Below are 22443 nucleotides of genomic sequence, written 5' to 3' on the forward strand. Positions count from 1 at the left end.
TATCTCATTACTAGCTTTGCCTAAATAACGACCGGTAGGTCAGATGTCTTTATTTTTTGCGCTGTTTCCTAAAATAACTTCCGCTATTTTTTTAGCATATTTCTCAGATTTAGCCTCGTCATAATTACTCAATACCGCAATAGTCAAACGTTCTTCCGGGAAACGCATAAAGTGTGAAGCGTAACCCGCCCAGCCTCCCGAATGCTCCAAGTAATGACGATTGAAATCTTTGCCAATAGACAAGCCAAAAGCATAATCTTTATTGTTAATAATCGTCTCTCCGGATGGAGAAGTTTTCGGACCTATTTCGCTCATTCTTTTAACAAGGTCTTTTCCGCCAACCGTACCTGTAGTGAAGTTTTGTCCCCATTTTACGAAGTCCTCAACATGGGTATGAACGGCTCCATCGCCCGTATGTTCCCAAGGGCTTTCAAAGATTTCATATGCCCCTAGCATATTCTTCGAGTAGCCGCGAGCAACGGGGAAATTGGTAGGATAGCGATCCACGATTGAGGTGTCGTTCATGTTTAAAGGCTTAAAAATACGCTCCTTCGAAAATTCACGAAGGCTTTTTCCACTAGCTTTTTCAACGACTAAAGATAATAAAAAGTATCCGGTATTACTGTAATCATATTTTGTTCCGACCGGAAATTCTGCAATTTGATGATTGTTAAGGTGGTCAAGCGATTGTTCTACAGTTAATTTATCGGTATATTTAATGTTCGCACCTTCCGCCAATTCCATATAATCAACTAATCCGCCAGTGTGATGAATTAGATGTCTTAGTGTCACAGGCTTAGCATATGTTCCGAGAGAAGATACATACTTTAAAATGGAATCATCCAGATTCAATTTACCTTCTTGCTCTAGCAGTAAAATTGCAAATGCCGTGAATTGTTTAGAGGCTGAAGCAATATTAAAAATTGTTTTTGTCGTTATCGGCAGTTTTTCTTCTATCGAATCTAAACCAACTGCTCCTTTATAAGTTGTGCCATCGTCGAAACTTGCAATATAAGCATAACCGGGTTCATTTGGTGAGATCTTGTTAAATAATTGTTTAATCGCTTCATCTGTTGCTTGGTTGTATGTAGGGTCTGGCTGTTGGTTTTGATTATTATTTTGAACAATCGGCATCGAATTTTTTCCCTCCTGCGTTTTTTTTCTTGCTTACAGAAAAAAACTCCTTTATTGGGAATGCATACAAATTATTAGTACGAGTATTTTATGTAAGAAGTTTCGAAGTTTTTTCGAGCATTCCTATTAAAGTCTGTAGAGGGACGTAAAGAATGTATATCAGGACATGAATATTTATGGCATGCAAGAAGCTATAAAAGAGGCTCCAACACCCCACATGGGACAATCCCCCGAAGCCGTTAAATTATGCAGAGAAACAAAAATAATCATATTGCAGTTATTTTCAGTTCGAGGCCATTGCCCCTCGAACTGCCCATTTGTTATCAGCAAACGTGACCGATGCAGTTGACTTTTGGATAAGCGTATGTTTCAATGAAACTAATTTGCGGGGGGACTACTTGGTAGTTGAGAAGGTTAAAACCTGACCCTTTGAACCTGTCGGTTAATACCGGCGTAGGGAAGCGAATCATTACATCTCTATATGTATATGATTAGGGCGCTTCCACGAACGAGAGAGCGCTCTATTTTTATGTGCTAAAACTGAATATGGCTTATTGTTTGCGGGGGGACTGTTCGCAGTTGAGAAGGTTAAACCTGACCCTTTGAACCTGTTAGTTAATACTGGCGTAGGGAGCAAATAACAGTGTTATTTTGCCCTTGTCAGAAATAGGATAAGGGCTTTTTATTTTTTTAATGTAACAGAGCGGAGAGGATGGATAGACTTGAAAAAGTACTCACGATTGCCGGTTCGGATTGCAGCGGAGGCGCCGGCATTCAAGCCGATTTAAAAACGTTCTCGGCGCATGGCGTTTTTGGCATGAGCGTCATTGTTTCGGTGGTCGCCGAAAATACGAGCCGCGTCATTGACATTCAGGATGTCAGGCCGGATATGATCGAAAAACAAATCGATGCCATTTTTGAGGATATTGATGTGGACGCGGTGAAGATCGGTATGCTCTCCCAGCCCGAGTGCATGGAGGCCGTCGCTGGAAAGCTCAAGCAATACGCTCCCGCCAATATTGTTCTCGATCCCGTGATGTATGCCAAAAACGGCTGTCCGCTTATGAATCCCGACGCCATAGATACACTGATCGAAAAGGTGATTCCGTTCGCCGACGTCCTGACCCCCAATATTCCGGAAGCGGAGAAAATCGCCGGTATGCCGATTCACAATGTCGAAGATATGAAAAAGTCGGCTGAAGCGATTTATCGTATGGGTTGCAAAAACGTCCTTGTCAAAGGCGGTCATGCCGCAGGAAGCGCGCTGGATATTTTGTTTGACGGGGAGCGGTTTTATACGTTCGACGCACAGCGTATTGATACCAAAAATACGCATGGCACAGGCTGCACTTACTCAGCCGCGATTGCATCAAACCTCGCATTGGGATGCAGCATGCAGAAAGCGGTACATCGGGCAAAGGAATATATCACCACCGCCATTCGGCATTCCTTGTCGATAGGAAAGGGCCACGGCCCGACTCATCATTTTTACGAGCTTTACCAAAACGGCTTAAAGAATGGAGCTGAGATCAGCAATGGACAATAACTTCATCTCAAATATCGGCGATTTATTGAGCGGCGTCCGGCGAGCAAAGCCTTTGGTTCACCATCTTACCAATTATGTGACCGTCAACGACTGCGCCAACATTACGCTTGCCATCGGCGCTTCGCCTATCATGGCGGATGATATTGAGGAAGCCGCTGACATCACCGCAATATCCTCCGCGCTCGTGTTGAATATAGGGACATTGAATAGCCGAACCGTGGAATCAATGCTTGCCGCCGGGAAGAAAGCAAACGAGATGGGCATCCCCGTCGTTTTGGACCCCGTGGGCGCAGGCGCGTCGAAGCTCCGCAATCAGACGGTTAGGATGATGCTTGAACAGCTAAAATTCAGCGTTATCCGCGGCAATATGTCTGAAATTCGTTATATCGCCGGGCTCCACGCAACAACAAAAGGAGTGGACGCTTCCGAAGCGGACTTGGAAAACAGTCTGCAAAGCGGCATCGATATTGCGAGCGGATTGGCGAAGCAATATCACTGTGCGGTTGCAATCACCGGTGCGACCGATATCGTATCCGATGGCCGAAGCGTAATTTGTATGGAGAACGGACATCCCATGCTCGGCTCCATAACCGGTACAGGCTGCATGAGTACGTCCCTGATCGGTTCGTTCTGCGGGGTTACGGCGGATTACCGCATGGCGGCCGTCGCCGGTCTTTTGTGCATGGGTATTGCAGGGGAGAAGGCTTATGAAACTGCCGGTCAACAAGGGAACGGCAGCTACCGTGTAGCTCTCATCGATGAAATAAGCAAAATGAACTCCCAGACGATGCGCGAGAGGGCAAAAGTATATGAAGCCTGAGATGGGCTGCATCATTTATTTGATTGCGAACGTTCCAGATAAGGCTTCGAACCCTGTCGAGGGTTTTCAACACACTGAACCGCAGGCACGCCCTGCGGTTTTTTTTGTTTCCTCCCTGCAATGGTTCGAAGTTACAAAAATGTAAAGTAGCGCTCATCGCCCGTGCGTTTTTTCCTAATACAATATCGATCTTGCGCAGCCGGATTTTTGGCAGCAGTCCATGACGAAAATTTAGCAGGATATAGAGGAATATCTTAGATTAAGTAGGTATAGTAAAAAGTGATTTACATTACAAAAGAACTATTTTTCGTTTGAAAAATAGGACTAATGGTATATAATGATAAAAAATAGTAAAGAGGTGTAATCTATTGGTTAAGAAAAAGAGTATTTTATTGATGACATTATCTTTTATTGTTTTAAGCATTTTGGTTTTTCCCAGCTTTGCTCAAACTGCAAAAGCAGCTGCGGTTGGGGGGCAGCTAACAGCACCGGAACAAGGCTGGAAAAGGTTTGACGATCATCATCCGTTCATTAAGTATAACGGAACTCCAGTAAATCAAAACAGCGGACAAGGATTATATAACGATACTGGCTACGGAGTTTTAGGCAAAGATTCGGTCGAATTTTATTTTACTGGAACGAAAATGAGATTTATCGGTGCTAATTTTAGCAATAGAAGCACACCGGCGAATATTCAAGTTTACATTGATGGCGCCTTAAAAGGGAGTTTTTCGCAGTATTCTTCGAGTTTTGCAGCTCAAGTATTAAATTTTGAGATTACAGGATTAAGTGACGCCAAACATAAAGTCAAAGTGCAGTCAAATGATGACGGGCTATTCGTCATTGACGCTATTGATATTAATGAAACAGGGGATCTCGTTGCTCCGGATGTCACTCCCACTCCCAATCCTACTCCTACTACCACAAAATTATTTGTTGGGGATAACTCGATGTATCTTTTGGATGCTAACGGCGAGGTATGGTCTTGGGGAAGCAACGATTATGGACAACTAGGTCTTGGCGACACAACGAAAAGAACGGTGAAAACCAAAATTCCAGGCTTAACTGGCATCACGGATATTGTTGTGAAAGATAACTTTGTTATCGCCCTTAAAAGTGACGGCAAGGTTTATGGTTGGGGAAATAATACGTCCGGAGTACTCGGAGCTGTAGGGGAAATCGTAAAACAGCCGGTTAATATTGAAAGTAATATCAATGCAATTGATGGAGCCAATTAAATAAATTGGTAGAGCTAAAGATGACTTCTGAATTCAAGGAGTCATCTTTTCTTTTTTACTATGACGCTGGGTTCACCCGCCGTTCCCGAAGGGGAGCAGCGGGCTTTTGACCGTACGCCGTGCATCAGGCCAAGGACCGCAGCAGCCCGGCCAGCAGCCGGACTCCTTCGCGCAGCTGGTTTTCGTTCGCGTAGGAGTAGCTCAAGCGAATCCGGTCGTCGAACTCTGCGAGCGGATCGCAGATCGTGCCGGGCACGAACGTGAGCGACTGCTCGATGCCCTTCGCCAGCAGCGTTCCCGCTTTGATCCCGTCCGGCAGCTTGATCCACAGGTTCAAGCCACCCGCGGGCTTGGTCCACGACAAGCCGGTGCCGGACAACGCTTCCTCCATAATGTTCATCCGCACGTGCAGCGCGATGCGGAGCTTCTCCAAGTGCCGCTGCATCCGGTCGGAGAAGAAGAGCAGCAGAAAAATCTTTTGATTCAACAGCGGCGTGCCGTTATCGGCGAGCGACTTGGCGGTCAGCAGATTGCCGATGACCGGCTGTCGGGCTGCCACGGCGGCGATGCGCAAGCCGGGAGCGATATACTTGCTGAAGCTGCGAATGTAGGCAACATAGCCCTCCGTATCGTAGGCGAACAGCGGCGGCGGCGGTGGCTGCTTGAAGTAAATGTCGTGAAACGCATCGTCCTCCACCAGAAGACAGCGGTGCTCCGCCGCCAGCTCGACCAGGCGCTTCCGCTGCTCTGCGGACACGGTATAGCCCGTCGGGTTGTGGAATGTTGGGTTGAGATAAAAGAAGCGGGGCTTGCGCTCCTTCATCAGCCTTGCCACCTGTTCCAAATCATAGCCGTGAGGATGGATGTCTACAGACGCAAGCTGCGCGCCGTAGCTGCGAAATATATCCATCGCCGCGCCGTAGGTCGGACGTTCTACAAGCACGACATCCCGCGGCTTGAGCAGTGTCTTGGCCAGCAGGTCCAGCGCTTGCTGTGCCCCGGAAGTGATCAGCAGCTCGCCGGGCGTAAGAGCGAGGCGGTGCTCGGCCGCCAAGTACTCGGTCATCGCCTCGCGAAGCTCCTGATCGCCTTGAACGGGCGCGTAGGTTCCGAGCACTTTGGGATACAGATCGAAGGCTTGCTTGACGTAGGCCGAGAGGTACTGATTCGGCAGCAGATTCGGATCGAGCAGCGCCTGGGAGAACTGGTAAACCACCGGAACCCGCTGGATGTCCGATAGCGGATTTTGCTGAATATGTGAGTGCACGGCAGGCGTCGCCGTCAGGTCGGACGGCAAGCTGCCGGTGTTGAGATAATAGCCGGATTTGTCTTTCACGTACGCCTTGCCGCTCTGCTTCAGCAGTTGGTAGGCTTTGAACACGGTCAGCCGGTGAACGCCCAGCTCCTGGGCCAGCTCGCGGATCGAAGGAAGCTTGCCGCCCTCGCTCCATTCCCCCCGGTCAATCCGTTTCAGGATGTCGTCGCAGACGCTCTCGTACAGCCGGGCAGGCTGGGCAGGCTGGGCAGCGGATGGGTAGATTTTGCTCACGCGTCGCACGCTCCTTCCTTTCTTTATCTCCATTGTAGCACTTTTTTGCACCATCTGTTCTGCGATGTTTGATCTGTTCTGTGCCCTTTCTTCTATGATGGAGGAATAGAAGGAGGAGAGAGACATGGTGTGGTTGGGCTATACTGTCATGTGTTTGATTTTCGGCACGACGTTTTTGATGATCAAGGTAGGGATCGACGCAGGACTTCCTCCGTTCTTCTCGGCCGGAGCACGGTTCCTGCTTGCAGGCGCGCTGATCTTCGTCTGGGCGTTGGCGACGGGAAAAGTGCGCTTCTCACTATTGTGGCGCAAGGACCTGCTGCCGACGGGGATTGGGCTTACGTTCGGCACGTTCGCGACGTTGTATTGGGCCGAGCAGTATGTGAGCTCCGGGCTGGCGGCGATTTTATCCGCGACGGGGCCGATTTTCTTATTGCTGATTCAAAGCATTGTGCTGCGGAGCAAGGCAAGCCGAAGCTCCGTTAGCGGGTGTATGCTCGGCTTTGCGGGAGTGGGGCTGCTGGTTGCGCCTAACCTTTCCGTAGAGACGAATCTGCTCTGGGTGGTGGGCTGCGCCGCGATTCTGGTCGGGGAACTGTTCTATGCGTCGGGCGCGCTCTATGCCAAGCGGGCGCTTGTGCGGTACCCGGAGACATCGCCATTGGCGTTGAATGCCATACAAATGATGCATGGGGGAATTTTGCTGCTCGTCCTATCCCTGTTCACGGAGCGCGTGCCGATGGAAGTTTTAGCCACGGGTCAAGGAATCGGAGCGCTGCTGTATTTGACCGTGATTGGGTCGATGATGGGACACAGCTTGTTTTACTGGCTCGTGGCGCGGACGAATCCGTTCTTCCCGACCACGTGGCTCTATATTTCGCCGTTAATCGCCTTTGCGTTAGGCGCTCTGCTGTACGGGGAAGCGGTCACATGGGAAGCTGTCGCGGGAGGTATCACGATCATCGTCGGCATTTTGCTGGTGAACCTCGAAGCCATCCGCGGGGCGAGGTCGGCCAAGAGAAGGCAAGGAGCGGTGCAAGCGAAGCAGGCGGGTTAACAGGGAGCGGGGCGGAACCGGGGACCGGAGTCTCTGATAGACAGGCTGCAGTTTCCCTCCTTGGATCTATTTATCTACCAAAAAATTGAAATATAAAGGTTATAATGGTAGAATAGGATTTGATTTACAAATATAATCCATTGGAGGGAAATTATGAAAAAGAAACTCGTATCTGCCGCATTATCGACGGCTCTGGTGCTGTCCTTCTCCGCCTCGGTTATGGCAAGCAGTCCAACGGACATCAGTACTGCCGGCCAACCTGCCGGTACCACCGCGCCTGGTGGCTATTCGAATTTGGAGGCAAGAGAGGTTGTAAAATATTACTCGCTGACTTCTTACGAGGAAACCGAAAAAGAAGCTTTTGTCCTGAATCAAGGAGAAGAGCTTACCGTTTTCGTCTATAACTCGGGGTTCCCCATTACTTATACTGTGTATGACGCAGACGGTCAAGCGCTTGGCACGTATAATACGAATACCCCTTACGGACGTATTTTTACAGCGCACAAGAACGGCCCGCTGTACGTTCAGTTTAAGGCCGGGGCGAACAGCTCTTTTGTGAAAAAAATGAACTTCTCCGCCAAGTTTTCGATTTCGTAACGATATCCGTTTCCGGCACGCAGCTCGACCTACACCGCTGGCCGCTTCCATGGGTTTCCTTGACCATTGGAGGCGGCCGGTTTCTTTGTTGCCGCGTCCCTGTCCTTTCGACACCATCGACAGGCCGTTTCGACATTTAGACATTGGAAAGCTGCCGCGATGTCGACAATTTGGGATAAATTTACCATACACTGATAGTGAGGCAGCCAATTCGGCGTATAAAATAAATGCTCTCTTGTAGTTCTATCAACTCATCTCAACCGCTAGAGTATCCCTTATACTAAAGGAGAAGTAAAAATAAGGGAGGTATGGTAAATTGAAGAAACTAACGTGCAGCCTAATCATTTCCGGTTTGGCTTACTTCGGCACCGCATCGGTGAGCTTGGGAGTTCCGGCTTATGGCGGAACGGAAGTCTTCAAGCAGCCGACAGGGGAGACGTTCCAAGCGGCTCTGCAGGGTGACGAATGGTTGAACTGGACGAAGGGGGTGGATGACGACGTATTAGTGCAGGACAAGAACGGTTTTTGGAATTATGCCGAAATTGAAGGAATCTCGTTAAAACCAAGCGGCAAAAGGGTGAACATTGACCCGAAACCGGAGCAGACGCTCAAGCAAGAGCAGGTGAAGCAGTGGGCGCAGGAACAGCAGATCGTGGAGAAGATCAAATCCAATGTCGCGCCGTTTCTCGACGATACCGATCCCGGCCCGTCTCTTGCGCCGATCAACACCGGCAGCTCCCGCAAGCTGCTTGTGATGCTGGTGGAATTCAGCGATATCGGGATGAAATATTCCGATAGCCAGTGGAGTGAACGCTTCTTCGGGGATACGGAAGGCACGGTCAAGCACTACTACAAAGAGGTCAGCGCAGGAAAAATGACGATCGGCCCTGCGGTGGAATCGTACGGCACGGCAGGCGACGGCATCGTTCGTGTCAAGCTTGGCTATCCTCACCCGAATACGGGAGGCAACACCGGAGCGGCCAACCAAAAAATCGTCAGGGACGCCGTAGCGGCTGCCAATCCGTACGTCAATTTCGCCAGCTTCGACACGAACAACGATGGCAAAGTCACACGGGACGAGCTGTTTCTGGTAACCGTCACGGCTGGTTATGAAGCCGCTTACAGTGCCGGCGGAACGCCGAGTCTGTGGGCGCACCGCTGGTCGGCGGGAACATGGCAGGGAGACGGCAAAACGGTGAACCTGGAGTATATCCAGCAAGGCGAAAACCAAGGCGATCATATGGCGACGATGGGCGTGCTCGTTCACGAAACCGGTCATTTGTTCGGTCTGCCCGATCTGTACGACACGGACAGTTCCTCTATGGGTGTCGGTCCGCACAGCCTGATGGCCGGCGGGTCGTGGGGTTCTTACGGGAACAACCATGCGGGTTCCACGCCGGTTCATATGGACGCTTGGTCCAAATACCGGCTCGGATGGGTGAAGCCGACGGAAGTGAGCGCGAACGGCTCGTATACGTATACGCTCAACACGGTTCAACCGTCCAATCCGAACGCTTACAATGTCGTCAAAATCAACACAAGTACGCCGGGACAGTTTTTCCTGCTGGAAAACCGCGGCTTTGTGGGATATGACCGGGCGCTGGAAAAATCGCTCCGAGGCGGCAAGCCGGGCATCGCGATCTGGCACGTGGACGAGACGCAGAGCGGCAATATGAATGAGCAGCGGAAGCTGGTCGATATCGAAGAGGCCAACGAAGGCACGCTCGGCTACAGCCAGCTCGATACCAAGAGAAGCGGCACATACGACCACTATTACGCAAGCGGTTTCAATACGTCGTTCGGCCCGAAAACGAAGCCTTCGAGCGCGACTTACGAAGGAGCTGATACGAAAATCTCCGTAAACGTGAACAGCGCCGGAAGCAGCGCCATGAAGGTCGGCGTCAAAATCGGCAATGCGAGCGGATCGGTGAAGGCGACCGACGTTCCCGGTTCCCCGAGCCTGAGCCACAACAATTGGAACAACGAGAAGGACTATGCGATCACGATGAACATGTGGTGGGGCAATAACGGCGACACGTGGAGATTGTACGAAAACGATACGCTCGTCTACGAGGAAGAGCTGACGGACAACAGCTCGCAAGCGCAGACGGCGGTCAAAACCTTCACGAACCAAAAGCCCGGAACGTATATTTATACGTGCGAGCTGGTGAACTCATTCGGTACGACGAAATCTTCCCCGCTTAAAGTCCTCGTAAAATAAACCATAAGGGAGCCGGCCATGCCGCGCTCCCTTCCCCTCGTTACCGAACCGAATCTACAATTGAATGTCAATCGTCGTCCCGCGGCCGATCTCGCTGCGAATCGCTATTTCTCCACCGTGCTCCCGGATAATATCTTTGGATATCGCCATGCCGAGCCCGGAGCCTTTATGCGCATCTCCGGTGTTCGTTCCGCGGTAATAGCGGTCGAAGATTTTGTCGAGCTCCTCTTTTCGGATGCCTTTGCCGTTATCCTGGATGACAATATGGGTCCGATCGGTCTTTTCAATCCGGACGGCGATGTTCACGTTGGCGTCATTATGGATCAGCGCGTTATAAATTAAATTGTGGATCGCTCTCCGCACAAGAATTTCATCCACCTCAGCCGGGATGTTATCTTGATCGGCATGAAATTCAATGTGACGCTTGGCGTATTTCGGATCATTGACGATATCGATCACGATATCTCGCAAGAGCGCGGCCAGATTAACCTGTTTCTTATTTAGCTTTAGCTCTTTGTTCTTCAATCTGGTCGTTAAGCTTAAATCCTCAATGACCTCTTTGATATAAAGCGACTTTTTCTCGATAATGTCGGCGTATTCCCTGATCTCGTCTTCGGTAAAGCGATAATCCGGGTCCTTCATCATTTCGGCAAAGCCTTGAATCGAGGCCAGAGGCGTTTTAATGTCGTGGGAAATGTTGGTAACCCATTCCTCTTTCATCCGGTCCAATTTTTTTCGTTCCGACTCATTCGCCTTCAACTGATTGGACAAATGATTGATATTCGAAAATACTTGCTTAAAGATACCCGCCGGCCGGGCATGAAAATATTCATTGCTTGCCAGCCGTTTGATCCCGTCGATTAGCGTATACAGCGGCTTGGTCAGCCGTTTGCTCAAGAAATACCCGATCAGTAACGTAATCAAAATATCGATAACGAGAACGATGCCGCCGACCTTCACCATGCGAAACAGCGATTGATTATCGTACAAAATAAAATACCGGTTGATACTGCGGTTTTCCATCCCGATGAAATAGCTGTAAGCGCGGCCGCCCGCTTTCTTTTCTCCGACAAAAACCGTCGTCTCGCCATTCACTTCCTTGTACTTGTACATTTGCACGATTTCCGAGGGCGTGTAGCTTTTCTTTAACCCTTCCGGCGCTCTGTAGCTGAAGAGCTCCTTGCCGGTTTCATCCAAAATTTGAATCCATGCGTTCCTGCTGCCTAGCTCTTCCTTGCCTGGGTCGGCAATCGTCAGCGCATCGCCGGAAATCGTGATCCGATCCTCAAACTGTCGTGTAAATTGCTCGGGAGAGTGCTCCTCTTCTTGAAAGATGGGGATATTGAACACAGACTGAGCCGTGAACAGACCAAGCGTAAGGAACAGGTTTACGAAAATAATGAAGATGACGACGAAGACAACCGAGATCAGATATCTTACTGTTAACTTCCATTTCATAGCCTATTCATCCTCGACGGCCAGTTTGTAGCCCAAGCCTTTGACGGTAATTAAATAGCGGGGCTGCGAAGGCTGCTCTTCAATTTTTTCCCGCAGTCTCCGGATATGAACCATCACCGTATTGTCGATGCCGATAAAATCCTCCCCCCAGACCGCGTCGTAAAGCCTTTCCTTGCTGATCACTTTATTCGCGTTCTGGAGGAAATACTTCATCAATCCGAGCTCTTTGGGCTTTAATTCGATGCTCGTTCCGTTTTTTAAAAACTCCGCTTTTTGTTCGTCTAACGCAAAGGGGCCGGCTGTTAAGATCGTATCCTTCACGGCCTCCGGCTGCATATAATCGGCTCGGCGCAATTGGGCTTTCACGCGGTAAGCCAGCTCTTTGGGGCTGAACGGCTTGGTGATGTAATCGTCTCCGCCGATGGCAAAGCCTAAAATTTTGTCGATTTCCTCCGTCTTGGCCGATAAAAATAAAATCGGAACCTTCGAGACCGCTCGAATCTGTCTGCACACGTCATAGCCTTCCCCATCCGGCAGCATAATGTCCAGCAACACAAGATCCGGCTGCTTAAGCTGGAATTGAGCGAATCCGTCCTCCGCCGTCGTGGCCGTGATGACATGCTCGATGCCTTCTTTGCGCAGAACCGTGGCCACAAGCTTCAATATGGCTTCTTCATCGTCTATAATCAAAACCTTTTTGTTGATCGACATGTCATCGTGCCTCCTGGGAAGGGAAAGGTGTGGAATGCAATTCTTGTTATGTGTGAGTATGCGGCACTTTCTTTCATTTATCAAGGGCATGAAACAAATGCGCAAGAAAGCTATGCTGCATCAGCTTCTTTGCGCATTGTCCGGATTTATTTGGCGATTTGCTTTTTGCCGTAGGTCATGAACCGCCATGCTTTTTCCAGTGGGCCCATCTTAAAGAAGCGGAACCACAGGCTGCTGTAGACGAGCTGCACGATCATAATCAGGCAGGCGATGAGGACCACATTGACGGGGGACACGGTCTCCAGGCCCATGATCGAGATGAACAACGATCCGATTAAGCTTTGGGCGACATAATTCGTCAGCGCCATCTGGCCCACGTGTGCGAAGGGCTGAAGGATCGTCCCGGCTGTCCGATGCTCAAGCAATAGAAACAGCGATGTTACATACAATAAGACTCCGGGAATGGCGCTCAAGGAAATGATGAGCTTCAGGTCATCCGTTCCATGCTGAGCCGCTGTCCAGATCCAGACCGACAACCCGGCAAAGATCGGCAAGGACCCAAGCTGCACCAAGCGAATCCGCTTTTTCAATTCTTCGATCCGTCTGATCCAGTCGGCCTTCGCCGCCAGAAATCCGGCCAAAAACATAATGAAGATTAAAGTCGTATCGGAGATTACAAAATCGACCACGCTGGATAACGGAACCGCGGCCCCCATGGCGAGCTTCGAGATGAGCGCAAGCAAGTACACACCGGCGATTCCGCCAAGCCAATTGCGTATGGTCGTCACCTTGGCCCGGTAGAAAGGAAGAAGCAATAGACCGATCAAGGCGTAGACCGGCAGGATGGTGCCCCAGAAGACAAAGGCATGAAGAATGCCGATAAGAAGGAGCATCAGCAAGCGGCGGGTAAACCGCCAGAGCGGCTTGTCCCCCCGACTCTCGGCGCGCGAGGCGAAGATGTAGAAGCCGACGCCGAACAGGAACGAGAAGATGGAGAAAAACTTCTTTTCCACGAACATGAGAATCAGGGTGTCGATCACTTGATCAATTCCGGTATACTCCGGTATTATCATCCCTTCGGTGAGGACGATATATCCTTTGACATTGATAAACAAGATTCCGATTAACGCAAGCCCCCGAATGATATCTAAGGCTGCGATCCTTTCTTGCTGTGGGATGGATGGGTTCATATGGGTTGGCTGCTTACGCTCGTTCGATTTACTGCAATTGCTGACTTGCTTTCTGTGGAAGCTCTTCCTTCGTTACTTCCTGATAGGAGGTCACGCCTTTTCCGTCTTTCACAAACAGGCTGAGATACGCTTTCTCCCGAAGCTGCTTGGGGGCGGAGAACTTAAATGTCTTTTGCTGTCCGTTCTTATCAAAAGCCGGCAGCTCGTATTCGAATCTGACCATGATTTCTCCGTTGTCCAGTTTATCTTCAAGCTTCTTTCCTTGTCCTTGAATCTGCGTATAATATACGTCCGTCCCTAACCGGTTCAGATTGACGTTCTGTAGGAAGAATAAGCCTCCGAGTAAAAGAGCCGCGATGACGATGCATGAAATGATTATTTTTTTCATAGTTCTCTCCCCTTCTATGTTATGCATTCGATTTGGTTACAATTTTGTAGTAGGTGTTGACGGTCAAGAAGTAATAAACGATGTACATGCAAGCATAGGCGCCTATGCAGATCAAGACGGGAATCACCAGGTTGGTTTGAATGAGCCTGGACAAAGCAGTTAAAGCAACGGCGCAATGCGCAATTCCCGCGATTAACGGCAGGGCGAAGACGAATAATATTTGTTTGGCGATCGATTTGCGAATTTCTTTTTTGTTCACGCCGATCTTGTGCAGAATGGCATAACGGTCCTTGTCCGCGTTGGCTTCCGTCAGCTGTTTAAAGTAAATGATGCTGCCCGTGGCCGCGAGAAAAACCAATCCCAGGAACCCGCCCATAAAAATGATGAGCCCGCTCGATTCCATACCGGCGGCATAATCCGTGTAGAAGCTGGAAAAGCGCGCTTCCCGCGGCAGCATGGATTGAATCTCGCCCGTTAACAGCTTCGCATCGTCCTCGTGCGTAATCTTGTAAGCTTCCATCTTTATGAGGGGAGCTTCTTGTTGCAATCTGGCAAAGACCTCATCGCTGACGACGACTGTCGTATTCGCCGTCCGAAGATTGAGGACGTTATACCGCTTTAAGCTCGTGAAGGTAACGTTCTCCGCAAGCTCCTTCGCCTTCAAGGACACCGTCGAGCCTACATATTCAGGCGACAGCCCTTCATAATACCCCGCATCCAATACGGCCGCTTCTTGGCCTTTCAGCGACAGCGAATCTTTTCGTTGTTGGACTTCCGCCAGTTTGTTAAAAGCTGTATTGGAAATAAGCGTATAGCTCACGATATCGCTGGAAATTTTACTATTAAGGCTCGTTATGTCTACCTTCATTTGCAGGGCCGGAATGCGCTCATGGTAAACAACTTCATGCTTCTGATCGCGCGAAATCCGGTCTTGGACTTCATTCGTTGTACGCTGGTCGCTCGCTATAAACATCATGCTGTTGGGATCGGCAAGCTCGACGCTGCTTCGGTTATTGTAATAAAAGCTGTACGCCGTTCCGACGGCCGTCAGTGTTGTCGCGCTCAGGACAGCGATGATCGTTAACGTGCGGGCGTTTCCTTTCATGCGGTACAGAAGCTGGGAGGTGCTGATGAGTTGGACACCGTTCCAAAATCGCTTTTTGTTTTTCCGGGCCAGCTTTAACAGGTACACGATGAAGGTGCTGTACAATAAATAAGTGCCTATGATCACGGTGACCACGATCACGAGCGGTGTCACCATGAAGCCCAATTTTCGCCAAACGTCGGACTCCAATATGTTTTGAAGCGCCAGCCAGTAGCCGATGCCGATGCATAGTACGGCTAACAACGCCATCGCCAAGGAGGCTTTCGGCTCTTGTTCTCCTTCTTTGTCCGCCTGGAACAGCTCGATTAATTTGAACCGGTAAATCAATCGGTACCCGTGGAACGACGTAATGACGGTAATTACGGTAAATACGACGATTGTATTGATCACCGCTTGCGGCGAAATGTGGAAATTTGCCATCGCGTCAAAGCCCGTGACCTTCATCAAAATCGTCACAAACCCTCGGGACAGTAGAGACCCGAGCAGAATGCCGATCACGAGGGCGAAGAGGCCCATCATCAAGTTTTCGTAGAACAGCATCCGGCCGATTTGCTTCTTTCGCACGCCGAGCAGCGAGTACAGGCCGACTTCTTTTTTACGCTTGCGGGTGAAGAAGGCATTGGAGTACCAGATGAAAATGGCGACGAAAATCATTAAGACCGCCGAAGCCCCGGTAAAGGCGGAGCTGATTTTGGGCGAAGCATCCGACGTGGCCAAGATCGTCGAATCGTACTTTAACGAAACGAACGTAAAGTAGATGACGATGCTAAAAATCATCGAAGCAAAATACAGGAAGTAGTTGGTGAAGTTTTTCCGGATGTTTTTTCCGGCAAGCTGAACTAACGTCATTTACCGCCCACCTCCAAGCGAAGCGAGGACATCGAGTATTTTTTGGAAAAATTCCTGCCGCGATTGCTGGAGCTTATGGATTTCGGCGTACATTTTGCCGTCTTTAATAAATAAAATTCGCTTGCAGAAGCTTGCGGCGAACGCGTCGTGCGTCACCATCATGATCGTCGACCGATGCCGCTCGTTGAGCAGGGTCAAACTTTCGAGCAGGCTGGTGGCCGATTTCGAATCCAGTGCGCCTGTCGGCTCGTCCGCCAGGATCAAGCTCGGATTGGCGACAATGGCACGCGACGCGGCTGTCCGCTGCTTCTGCCCCCCGGAGATGTGATAGGGGTATTTGTCGAGAATGTCCCGAATGCCGAACGTATCGGCGATTTCATGGACACGCGCTTCGATTTCCTTGGCCGGAACCTTCGATAAGGCGAGCGGCAGCAGGATGTTTTCCTTGACTGTCAGCGTATCGAGAAGGTTATAGTCCTGAAATATAAAGCCGAGCTGATTACGGCGGAAGTCCGACAATTGTTCCTCGTTCATCTTCACGATATGTTGGCCGGCGATGACGATTTCTCCGGACGACGGGGTATCGATGGTGGACAAAATATTGAGCAAGGTGGATTTCCCCGCCCCCGAAGGCCCCATAATGCCGATAAACTCGCTTTCCTTCACTTCCAGATCGATATCTTCCAGCGCTTTGTATTGATTTTCCTTCGTGCCGTATATTTTTTGAACGTTGCTTGCTTGTAAGATGGTTTTCATGAAGTAATCCTCCTTGTATCTTTACAAGAACGATTATAGTTCGCCGCACCTTACAGCGTTTTAATATGAACCTTACAGGAACCTTAAAAAAGTGAGGGGGGTGGGAAAAGGAGTTGCTGGTAGGGGAGGTTTGGATGAACAGCATGTTGAAATTAGTATTGATTTAAGAAAAGAGGTGTAACCATGGCAAGGACACCCTATGTTCCGGAAGAATTACCATTGAAACAAGAGCAAATAAATCCGTTGCTTTTCATACGGGAACTAATCGAAGCCAATAAAAAAGTAGCCCAGTATCAGGTGTTGCTTGAAACTTCAAAGCTCCCCTCACAATTATTATAAATCTGGTTGTGTTACTCGAATCCGTTCAATACGAAGTTCTTGAAGTCGAGGCTCAGAGCAGAAAAAATAACAAAGATATTCAAGAAGTATTGAACTATTATCATACGCTTCGAGAAGGAATGGCTAAATTAGCGTTCCTGCCGCTTTCTACAAGGCTTTTTAAATCGATGCATACCACACTCATGTCTAATGAGGTTCGCGGCAGCAATCGTTCTCCTGGAGAATATAGAAGAATTCAAAATTTTATAGGACCCGAAGGATGTACGTTAGAGACGGCTACCTATATTCCTCCCGCGCCACACTTAGTTGATCAATATATGAGCAATCTTGAAATTTATATCAATGATCCTAAAGACGACCTCGATGAATTAATCCGGGTTGCTATTATTCATGCCCAGTTTGAGACGATCCATCCTTTTCTAGACGGTAACGGAAGGATCGGAAGGATTCTCATTCCTTTTTATTTATTGAATAAGAGGGTAATAGATTATCCTAACTTCTTTTTAAGTGAAGCGTTGGAAAAGGATAAACATAAATATTATCGATTTTTAAACGATACAAGGTATAAGGGGGATTGGGATCAGTGGATTAAACTTTTTCTGGAAGCAGTTATTATTCAAGCCAATAAAAACATCCGTTTAATTAATGATGTAAATAAGCTTTATGAACATGATCTAAATGTGGCTCAATCTTTAATTAACAGCAGCAATGTTAAAAAATTGATTGAACCTTCTTGATAAATTACGTTAGTAGTCCTCCGACAGCAAAACACCGACCCCTTGGCTCGGTGTTTTGGCTTTTATGGAGGGAGATGTAGCTTTGTAAATCCACAATCCGCCGTCGCGGATGCTGAAGGTGTTCGGGGAGGTTTCATGAGTTAATCATACTGAAGCTCATGTTCTATTCGCACATCACTGATACCAAAAAGCTTATAGCCTTTCGATTCTTTGGAAAGAGTTCCTTTGCAAAAAAACATCGATCCAGTAGCATGTGCCTCTACAGCAATTTTATATTTTTCCGCTGGCAAATCGACGGTTATGTTTGTAGCTTTGTTTTCCATGAAACTCACTATTGAAACTCTCCCACCCTGATTAGGGTCGGTCGATTCAAGCTTTCTTACCAACCCCCTTAACTCATACCCTTCAATTGGGGCTGTTTGCCGAAGATACTTTACACATTCTGTGATTAAAGGAAAAGATTCTTTGGAGAATCTAACTTTGGATTGGGGAACTTGTTTCTTTACCGGTCTCACAGGAGCCCATGATATTCCCACTTCCAACTCTCCGACCTCATTTGTAGGTTGCATGAGTGTTAATGCTTCACACAAGTTTGCACTCACACCCGCACTTACTGTTTCTTCAATAGCTTCACCTGTGCCGGTCGCCAAAGCCCCTTTTAATTGGTACAAGCCGTTAAAAAGTGTAAACAAGACACGTCTTTCGAACGCTTCTTCGTCTTCATAGTCAGGAAATAAACTTCCTTGCTTAATCAGTGGAGGAGCTACAGGTGATAAAACAGTAACTATATAACTTCCTCGCTCACTTTGCCCCATTCGACAACCATTTAAATAGTCTCTAGCTTCATTGTAGGACATTCTTGGAAAGTATGACTTTGGTGAAATTGTTGAGCATGCCGCAGCTAATAAAGCAGTCTCCACCCCTCTCGTAAGAGAGGCTGCTTGAACAAGAGGTATTGTCCCTGTGAGAGCTTCACTGGATGCTACTCTAAAACGTAAAACATCAGCACCACTTATACTGACATCATTGACGATTGCAACTACGTTCCGTGTTTCAACCATTTCCAAAGTCTTAAAAAGCTCGATCATTCTTATTTTGTAATCACGTAAAGTTTGATCCTCTGGTAATATTACCTCGACTTCTTCTCCATTTAATGATGTATAGTTCCAAATAGAACCATAGTTATTCTCGTAAGTATATGTTCTTTTCCATCCCTTAGCTCGAAGATACAGAGACACTTCTGTTGGCCGAAGTGAAGTTATAGAATCTTTCCATTCAATAATCATAACGGTTCCCTCCGAGCGACTCGTTCCATAAGCGACTGTACAGAGGCCACATTGAAAGTCTGATGACGTGGAATATCGATAGTAATCGCTGACGCATTATCTGTTTCGGGCCGCCCTTGCAGTGAAATCCAATATGCACAACGTCGTACCATCATATGATTTTCGTTCTGCTCTATCCATGTTTCAACTTCTTCAGGAACAAGCATCACAACAAGTATTCTAGGAACAAGCGTTATTCCTCTTAGATCCTCATAATTTTTAACAGGCAAACTGAATTTAACGCTTTCACTCTCAGGTCTTAATTCAGCAGCGGTAGCCTTTGCCTGTACCTCAATTCTTGGAGAACGCATTAGAGCATTGTCTCCAAATGTACCCGAACAAGAGATCATAATATCAACACTATCATCATCTACATCAGGTTTTGTACAGCTGAATCCTGCAGCAGCAGCTACAGCCCTAATATAAGCAATACTCAGTTGTTCTTTTTTATGGTTTAGAGTTAGGGGCACGGTTAATCTCCCTCTCATACATTCTATACAACAAACGCAAAAGTTAACCATTTGAACACGGATTTAGCGTATTCCAAACAATATGAAAATGGATTAAATATACAATCATTTTACACTAGGAATTAAATTATGACTACAATAAGAAAAAATGCCACCAAAGTCGTTGAGTTTTGTTGACTTTGGTGGCATTACAGCTATATTACCTCCCTGTCCTAGAACAAGTTTTTTATGCAAATTAGACCAAGTCCAAACCAAACATTAGAAGTTAGTTTTTGCATGAACAAGGGTCCAAATAACTGAACCGTGGCTTTGTAAATCCACTATCCGCCGCCGCGTGATGCTTAGGTTGTTTGGAACTTAGACTTCAAGCCATTCAAGATGATCTTTCGGTAATTAATTTAAATGTAAATATTTTACCTTATAATAATATTCCATTAATCTAATTTTAATGTCATGGCGCTAGAATGATCTTGTTTTTCAGGAAAAACATACCAAATAGGCTCAATATCACACAAGGAGGATGGACTATGAAACTCTCGCTTCGAGAGCAGGAGAAATTAATGATTGTGGTAGCGGCTGACTTGGCAAGGCGCCGGAAGGAGAGAGGGCTCAAGCTGAATTATCCCGAAGCGGTCGCGTTGATCACTTATGAAATTCTGGAAGGAGCGCGGGACGGGAAAACCGTTGCGGAGCTTATGAGAGAGGGCACGAAGGTGCTGTCGCGTGAGGATGTTATGGAAGGTGTTCCCGAAATGATCCATGACGTGCAAGTGGAAGCTACTTTCCCGGACGGGACGAAGCTTGTAACGGTTCATGAACCGATCAAATAGTTTGACCATCCATCATTCAGAAGAGAAGGAGAATTGGATATGATTCCAGGGGAATATATTTTGCGGAATGACGACATCATTTGCAACGCGGGAAAAAAGAGTATCACCCTCGAGGTGCTTAACACAGGGGATCGTCCTATTCAGGTAGGCTCTCATTACCATTTCTATGAAGTAAACACAGCTCTCGCGTTCGATTGGGAAGCTGCCTTTGGCATGCGGCTGAACATCCCGGCCGGTGCAGCCGTGCGCTTCGAGCCCGGCGATTCCAAAACGATAGAGCTGATCCCCTTTGCCGGAGAACGCCGTGTGTATGGCTTCAATAACAAAACCGAAGGTTCAGTGAACAGATAGACGTACGCGGTCAGCATCGCACAGTTTACTGCAGAAGCATAAGGGAGGAATAATGATGAGTTTCCATATGTCAAGAAGACAATATGCAGATATGTACGGACCGACAACTGGAGATGCCGTCCGTTTGGCGGATACAGAGCTGTTCATTGAGATCGAAAAAGATTATACACAGTACGGGGAAGAAGCCAAATTTGGCGGCGGGAAATCGGTACGCGATGGTATGGGACAGCATCCGCTGGCCGTACGCGCAGAAGGGGTTATGGACGTCGTCATCACCAATGCGATTATTGTAGACTATACCGGGATCTATAAAGCGGATATTGGCATCCGCGACGGGAAAATTGCCGGTATCGGCAAAAGCGGCAACCCCCTGGTGATGGACGGTGTGGACCTTATCATCGGCGCAGGGACCGAAATCATTGCCGGCGAGGGCAAAATCGTAACGGCAGGCGGCATCGATACCCATATCCACTTTATTAACCCGATGCAAGTCGAAGCTGCCCTAACCTCCGGTGTGACTACGCTGATCGGCGGAGGGACAGGCCCAGCGGAAGGCACGAAGGCGACGACGTGCACACCCGGAGAGTGGAACATCTATCGTATGCTCGAAGCCGCAGAAGGTTTCCCGATCAATGTCGGCTTCTTGGGCAAAGGGAACGGATCAGCCGAAGAGCCACTGGCCGAGCAGGTGCGTGCCGGAGCGATCGGCTTGAAAATCCATGAAGACTGGGGCGCTACGGCCTCGACCATCGATCATGCGCTGCGTGTCGCAGACGAATATGATGTTCAGGTGGCGATCCATACCGACACGCTGAATGAATTCGGCTTTGTCGAGGATACGATTGCTGCGATTCGTGGCCGTGTCATCCATACCTTCCATACGGAAGGCGCCGGAGGCGGACATGCCCCGGATATTATCAAGATGGCGGGCTACGCCAATGTGCTTCCCGCCTCAACCAATCCGACTCGTCCGTTCACGGTCAATACGATCGACGAGCATCTGGACATGCTGATGGTCTGCCATCATCTAAGCCCCAAGGTGCCCGAAGATATCGCCTTCGCCGATTCGCGTATCCGCAGAGAGACGATCGCTGCCGAAGATATATTGCATGATCTTGGCATTATCAGCATTATGAGCTCCGATTCTCAGGCGATGGGCCGGGTAGCGGAAGTCATTATGCGGACCTGGCAGACCGCCGACAAAATGAAGAAGCAAAGAGGCAAGCTGCCGGGAGATGCCGGTGTTGGCGACAACGAGCGGGTCAAGCGGTATGTAGCCAAATATACAATCAACCCTGCTATCGCTCAGGGGATCGGCAGCTATGTAGGTTCCATCGAAACAGGTAAAATTGCGGACCTCGTATTCTGGGAACCGGCCTTTTTCGGAGTGAAGCCGGAGATGGTCATGAAGGACGGCATGATCGTCCACAGCCTGATGGGAGACGCTAACGCCTCCATTCCGACGCCGCAGCCGATTTTATACCGCCCCATGTTTGCGTCCTACGGCAAAGCGCTGCAAAGCAGCTCCATCACCTTTGTGTCCCAGGCAGCTTATGATCTTGGCGTTCACGAAAAGCTGGGCTTGCAAAAAATGGTGCTGCCGGTTCACGGTATTCGCCATGTAAGCAAAAAAGATATGAAGCATAACGCTGAAACGCCGGAGATCACGGTGGATGCGCAAACGTATGAAGTGCGCGTGGACGGCGAACTGTTGACCTGCGAGCCCGTTGATGTTGTGCCGATGGCACAGCGCTATTTCCTATTCTGAGGTG

22 protein-coding genes and 2 riboswitches are annotated in these 22443 nt (G+C 48.6%); of the genes, 12 read left to right on the plus strand and 10 right to left on the minus strand.

The window, feature by feature from the left end; all coding sequences use genetic code 11:
- Nucleotides 1–39: 39 nt before the first annotated feature.
- On the minus strand, nt 40–1134 hold the full coding sequence (locus tag QJ48_RS15695) for a serine hydrolase (RefSeq protein ID WP_054974508.1): 1095 nt from the start codon (nt 1132–1134) through the stop codon (nt 40–42).
- Nucleotides 1135–1511: 377 nt separating this feature from the next.
- A riboswitch (TPP riboswitch) is annotated at nt 1512–1612 on the plus strand.
- A gap of 74 nt (nt 1613–1686) precedes the next feature.
- Nucleotides 1687–1784, plus strand: a riboswitch (TPP riboswitch).
- Between the two features lie 62 nt (nt 1785–1846).
- Between QJ48_RS15695 and thiD the strand changes: the two genes are divergently transcribed.
- From thiD to QJ48_RS15710, 4 genes are all read left to right on the plus strand, one after another.
- On the plus strand, nt 1847–2680 hold the full coding sequence (gene thiD, locus QJ48_RS15700) for a bifunctional hydroxymethylpyrimidine kinase/phosphomethylpyrimidine kinase (protein ID WP_054974509.1): 834 nt from the start codon (nt 1847–1849) through the stop codon (nt 2678–2680).
- Nucleotides 2670–3500 carry a hydroxyethylthiazole kinase gene (gene thiM, locus QJ48_RS15705; protein ID WP_054974510.1) on the plus strand — a complete coding sequence of 277 codons (831 nt, stop codon included), beginning with the start codon at nt 2670–2672 and terminating at the stop codon, nt 3498–3500. Before thiD ends, thiM begins: the two co-directional genes overlap by 11 nt.
- Complete coding sequence (locus QJ48_RS37490) at nt 3490–3645, plus strand: hypothetical protein (protein ID WP_162238499.1); 156 nt, start codon at nt 3490–3492, stop codon at nt 3643–3645. The genes thiM and QJ48_RS37490 overlap by 11 nt, the downstream gene beginning before the upstream one ends.
- A 223-nt stretch (nt 3646–3868) precedes the next feature.
- Entirely contained in the window at nt 3869–4738 is an 870-nt protein-coding gene (locus QJ48_RS15710; RefSeq protein ID WP_054974511.1) for a hypothetical protein, read from the plus strand.
- A 124-nt stretch (nt 4739–4862) separates the two neighbouring features.
- Here QJ48_RS15710 and QJ48_RS15715 read toward each other — a convergent pair whose 3' ends face one another.
- Nucleotides 4863–6287 (minus strand): PLP-dependent aminotransferase family protein, encoded by a 1425-nt coding sequence (locus QJ48_RS15715; RefSeq protein ID WP_082420520.1) that lies wholly within the window; start codon nt 6285–6287, stop codon nt 4863–4865.
- Nucleotides 6288–6411: 124 nt separating this feature from the next.
- On the opposite strand from QJ48_RS15715, the gene QJ48_RS15720 reads away from it, so the two are divergent.
- The 3 genes from QJ48_RS15720 to QJ48_RS15730 all read left to right on the plus strand — a co-directional run bounded on the left by QJ48_RS15720 (nt 6412) and on the right by QJ48_RS15730 (nt 10162).
- Complete coding sequence (locus QJ48_RS15720; RefSeq protein WP_054974512.1) at nt 6412–7344, plus strand: DMT family transporter; 933 nt, start codon at nt 6412–6414, stop codon at nt 7342–7344.
- 153 nt (nt 7345–7497) lie between these two features.
- Nucleotides 7498–7941, plus strand: coding sequence for a hypothetical protein (locus QJ48_RS15725; RefSeq protein ID WP_054974513.1), 444 nt, complete (start codon nt 7498–7500; stop codon nt 7939–7941).
- Between the two features lie 316 nt (nt 7942–8257).
- The gene (locus QJ48_RS15730) at nt 8258–10162 is read left to right on the plus strand and encodes a M6 family metalloprotease domain-containing protein (protein WP_054974514.1); all 1905 of its coding nucleotides are present in this window, start codon (nt 8258–8260) and stop codon (nt 10160–10162) included.
- A 54-nt stretch (nt 10163–10216) separates the two neighbouring features.
- Here QJ48_RS15730 and QJ48_RS15735 read toward each other — a convergent pair whose 3' ends face one another.
- From QJ48_RS15735 to QJ48_RS15760, 6 genes are all read right to left on the minus strand, one after another.
- Nucleotides 10217–11620: a sensor histidine kinase KdpD gene (locus tag QJ48_RS15735; protein ID WP_054974515.1), complete on the minus strand. Its 1404-nt coding sequence runs from the start codon at nt 11618–11620 to the stop codon at nt 10217–10219.
- A gap of 3 nt (nt 11621–11623) precedes the next feature.
- Nucleotides 11624–12331: a response regulator transcription factor gene (locus tag QJ48_RS15740; protein WP_054974516.1), complete on the minus strand. Its 708-nt coding sequence runs from the start codon at nt 12329–12331 to the stop codon at nt 11624–11626.
- Between the two features lie 146 nt (nt 12332–12477).
- Nucleotides 12478–13521: a DUF418 domain-containing protein gene (locus QJ48_RS15745; protein ID WP_054974517.1), complete on the minus strand. Its 1044-nt coding sequence runs from the start codon at nt 13519–13521 to the stop codon at nt 12478–12480.
- 28 nt (nt 13522–13549) lie between these two features.
- Entirely contained in the window at nt 13550–13909 is a 360-nt protein-coding gene (locus QJ48_RS15750) for a YxeA family protein (RefSeq protein WP_054974518.1), read from the minus strand.
- Between the two features lie 19 nt (nt 13910–13928).
- Nucleotides 13929–15863, minus strand: a complete 1935-nt coding sequence (locus QJ48_RS15755) for an ABC transporter permease (RefSeq protein ID WP_054974519.1) — start codon at nt 15861–15863, stop codon at nt 13929–13931.
- On the minus strand, nt 15864–16619 hold the full coding sequence (locus QJ48_RS15760) for an ABC transporter ATP-binding protein (RefSeq protein WP_054974520.1): 756 nt from the start codon (nt 16617–16619) through the stop codon (nt 15864–15866). It lies immediately after the preceding gene.
- Nucleotides 16620–16802: 183 nt separating this feature from the next.
- Between QJ48_RS15760 and QJ48_RS38720 the strand changes: the two genes are divergently transcribed.
- Together QJ48_RS38720 and QJ48_RS15765 are read left to right on the plus strand one after the other, a co-directional pair.
- Nucleotides 16803–16958 carry a hypothetical protein gene (locus QJ48_RS38720; RefSeq protein ID WP_237762929.1) on the plus strand — a complete coding sequence of 52 codons (156 nt, stop codon included), beginning with the start codon at nt 16803–16805 and terminating at the stop codon, nt 16956–16958.
- A gap of 119 nt (nt 16959–17077) precedes the next feature.
- Nucleotides 17078–17695, plus strand: coding sequence for a Fic family protein (locus QJ48_RS15765; protein ID WP_054974521.1), 618 nt, complete (start codon nt 17078–17080; stop codon nt 17693–17695).
- Between the two features lie 140 nt (nt 17696–17835).
- On the opposite strand, the gene QJ48_RS15770 is transcribed toward QJ48_RS15765, so the two are convergent.
- Both QJ48_RS15770 and QJ48_RS15775 read right to left on the minus strand, forming a co-directional pair.
- Nucleotides 17836–18981 (minus strand): hypothetical protein, encoded by a 1146-nt coding sequence (locus QJ48_RS15770; RefSeq protein WP_054974522.1) that lies wholly within the window; start codon nt 18979–18981, stop codon nt 17836–17838.
- Entirely contained in the window at nt 18978–19490 is a 513-nt protein-coding gene (locus tag QJ48_RS15775) for a DUF4365 domain-containing protein (RefSeq protein WP_054974523.1), read from the minus strand. The genes QJ48_RS15770 and QJ48_RS15775 overlap by 4 nt, the downstream gene beginning before the upstream one ends.
- 527 nt (nt 19491–20017) lie before the next feature.
- Here QJ48_RS15775 and QJ48_RS15780 point away from each other — a divergent pair.
- From QJ48_RS15780 to ureC, 3 genes are read left to right on the plus strand one after another with little or no spacing between them, the layout of a single operon-like run.
- The gene (locus QJ48_RS15780; protein WP_054974524.1) at nt 20018–20320 is read left to right on the plus strand and encodes an urease subunit gamma; all 303 of its coding nucleotides are present in this window, start codon (nt 20018–20020) and stop codon (nt 20318–20320) included.
- Between the two features lie 39 nt (nt 20321–20359).
- Nucleotides 20360–20671, plus strand: coding sequence for an urease subunit beta (locus tag QJ48_RS15785; protein ID WP_054974525.1), 312 nt, complete (start codon nt 20360–20362; stop codon nt 20669–20671).
- A 55-nt stretch (nt 20672–20726) separates the two neighbouring features.
- Nucleotides 20727–22439, plus strand: a complete 1713-nt coding sequence (gene ureC / locus QJ48_RS15790; RefSeq protein ID WP_054974526.1) for an urease subunit alpha — start codon at nt 20727–20729, stop codon at nt 22437–22439.
- The last annotated feature ends 4 nt before the right edge of the window (nt 22440–22443 follow it).

This window comes from Paenibacillus sp. A3 (genome assembly GCF_001399685.1).
In the GTDB taxonomy this organism is placed as follows: Bacteria; Bacillota; Bacilli; order Paenibacillales; family NBRC-103111; genus Paenibacillus_G.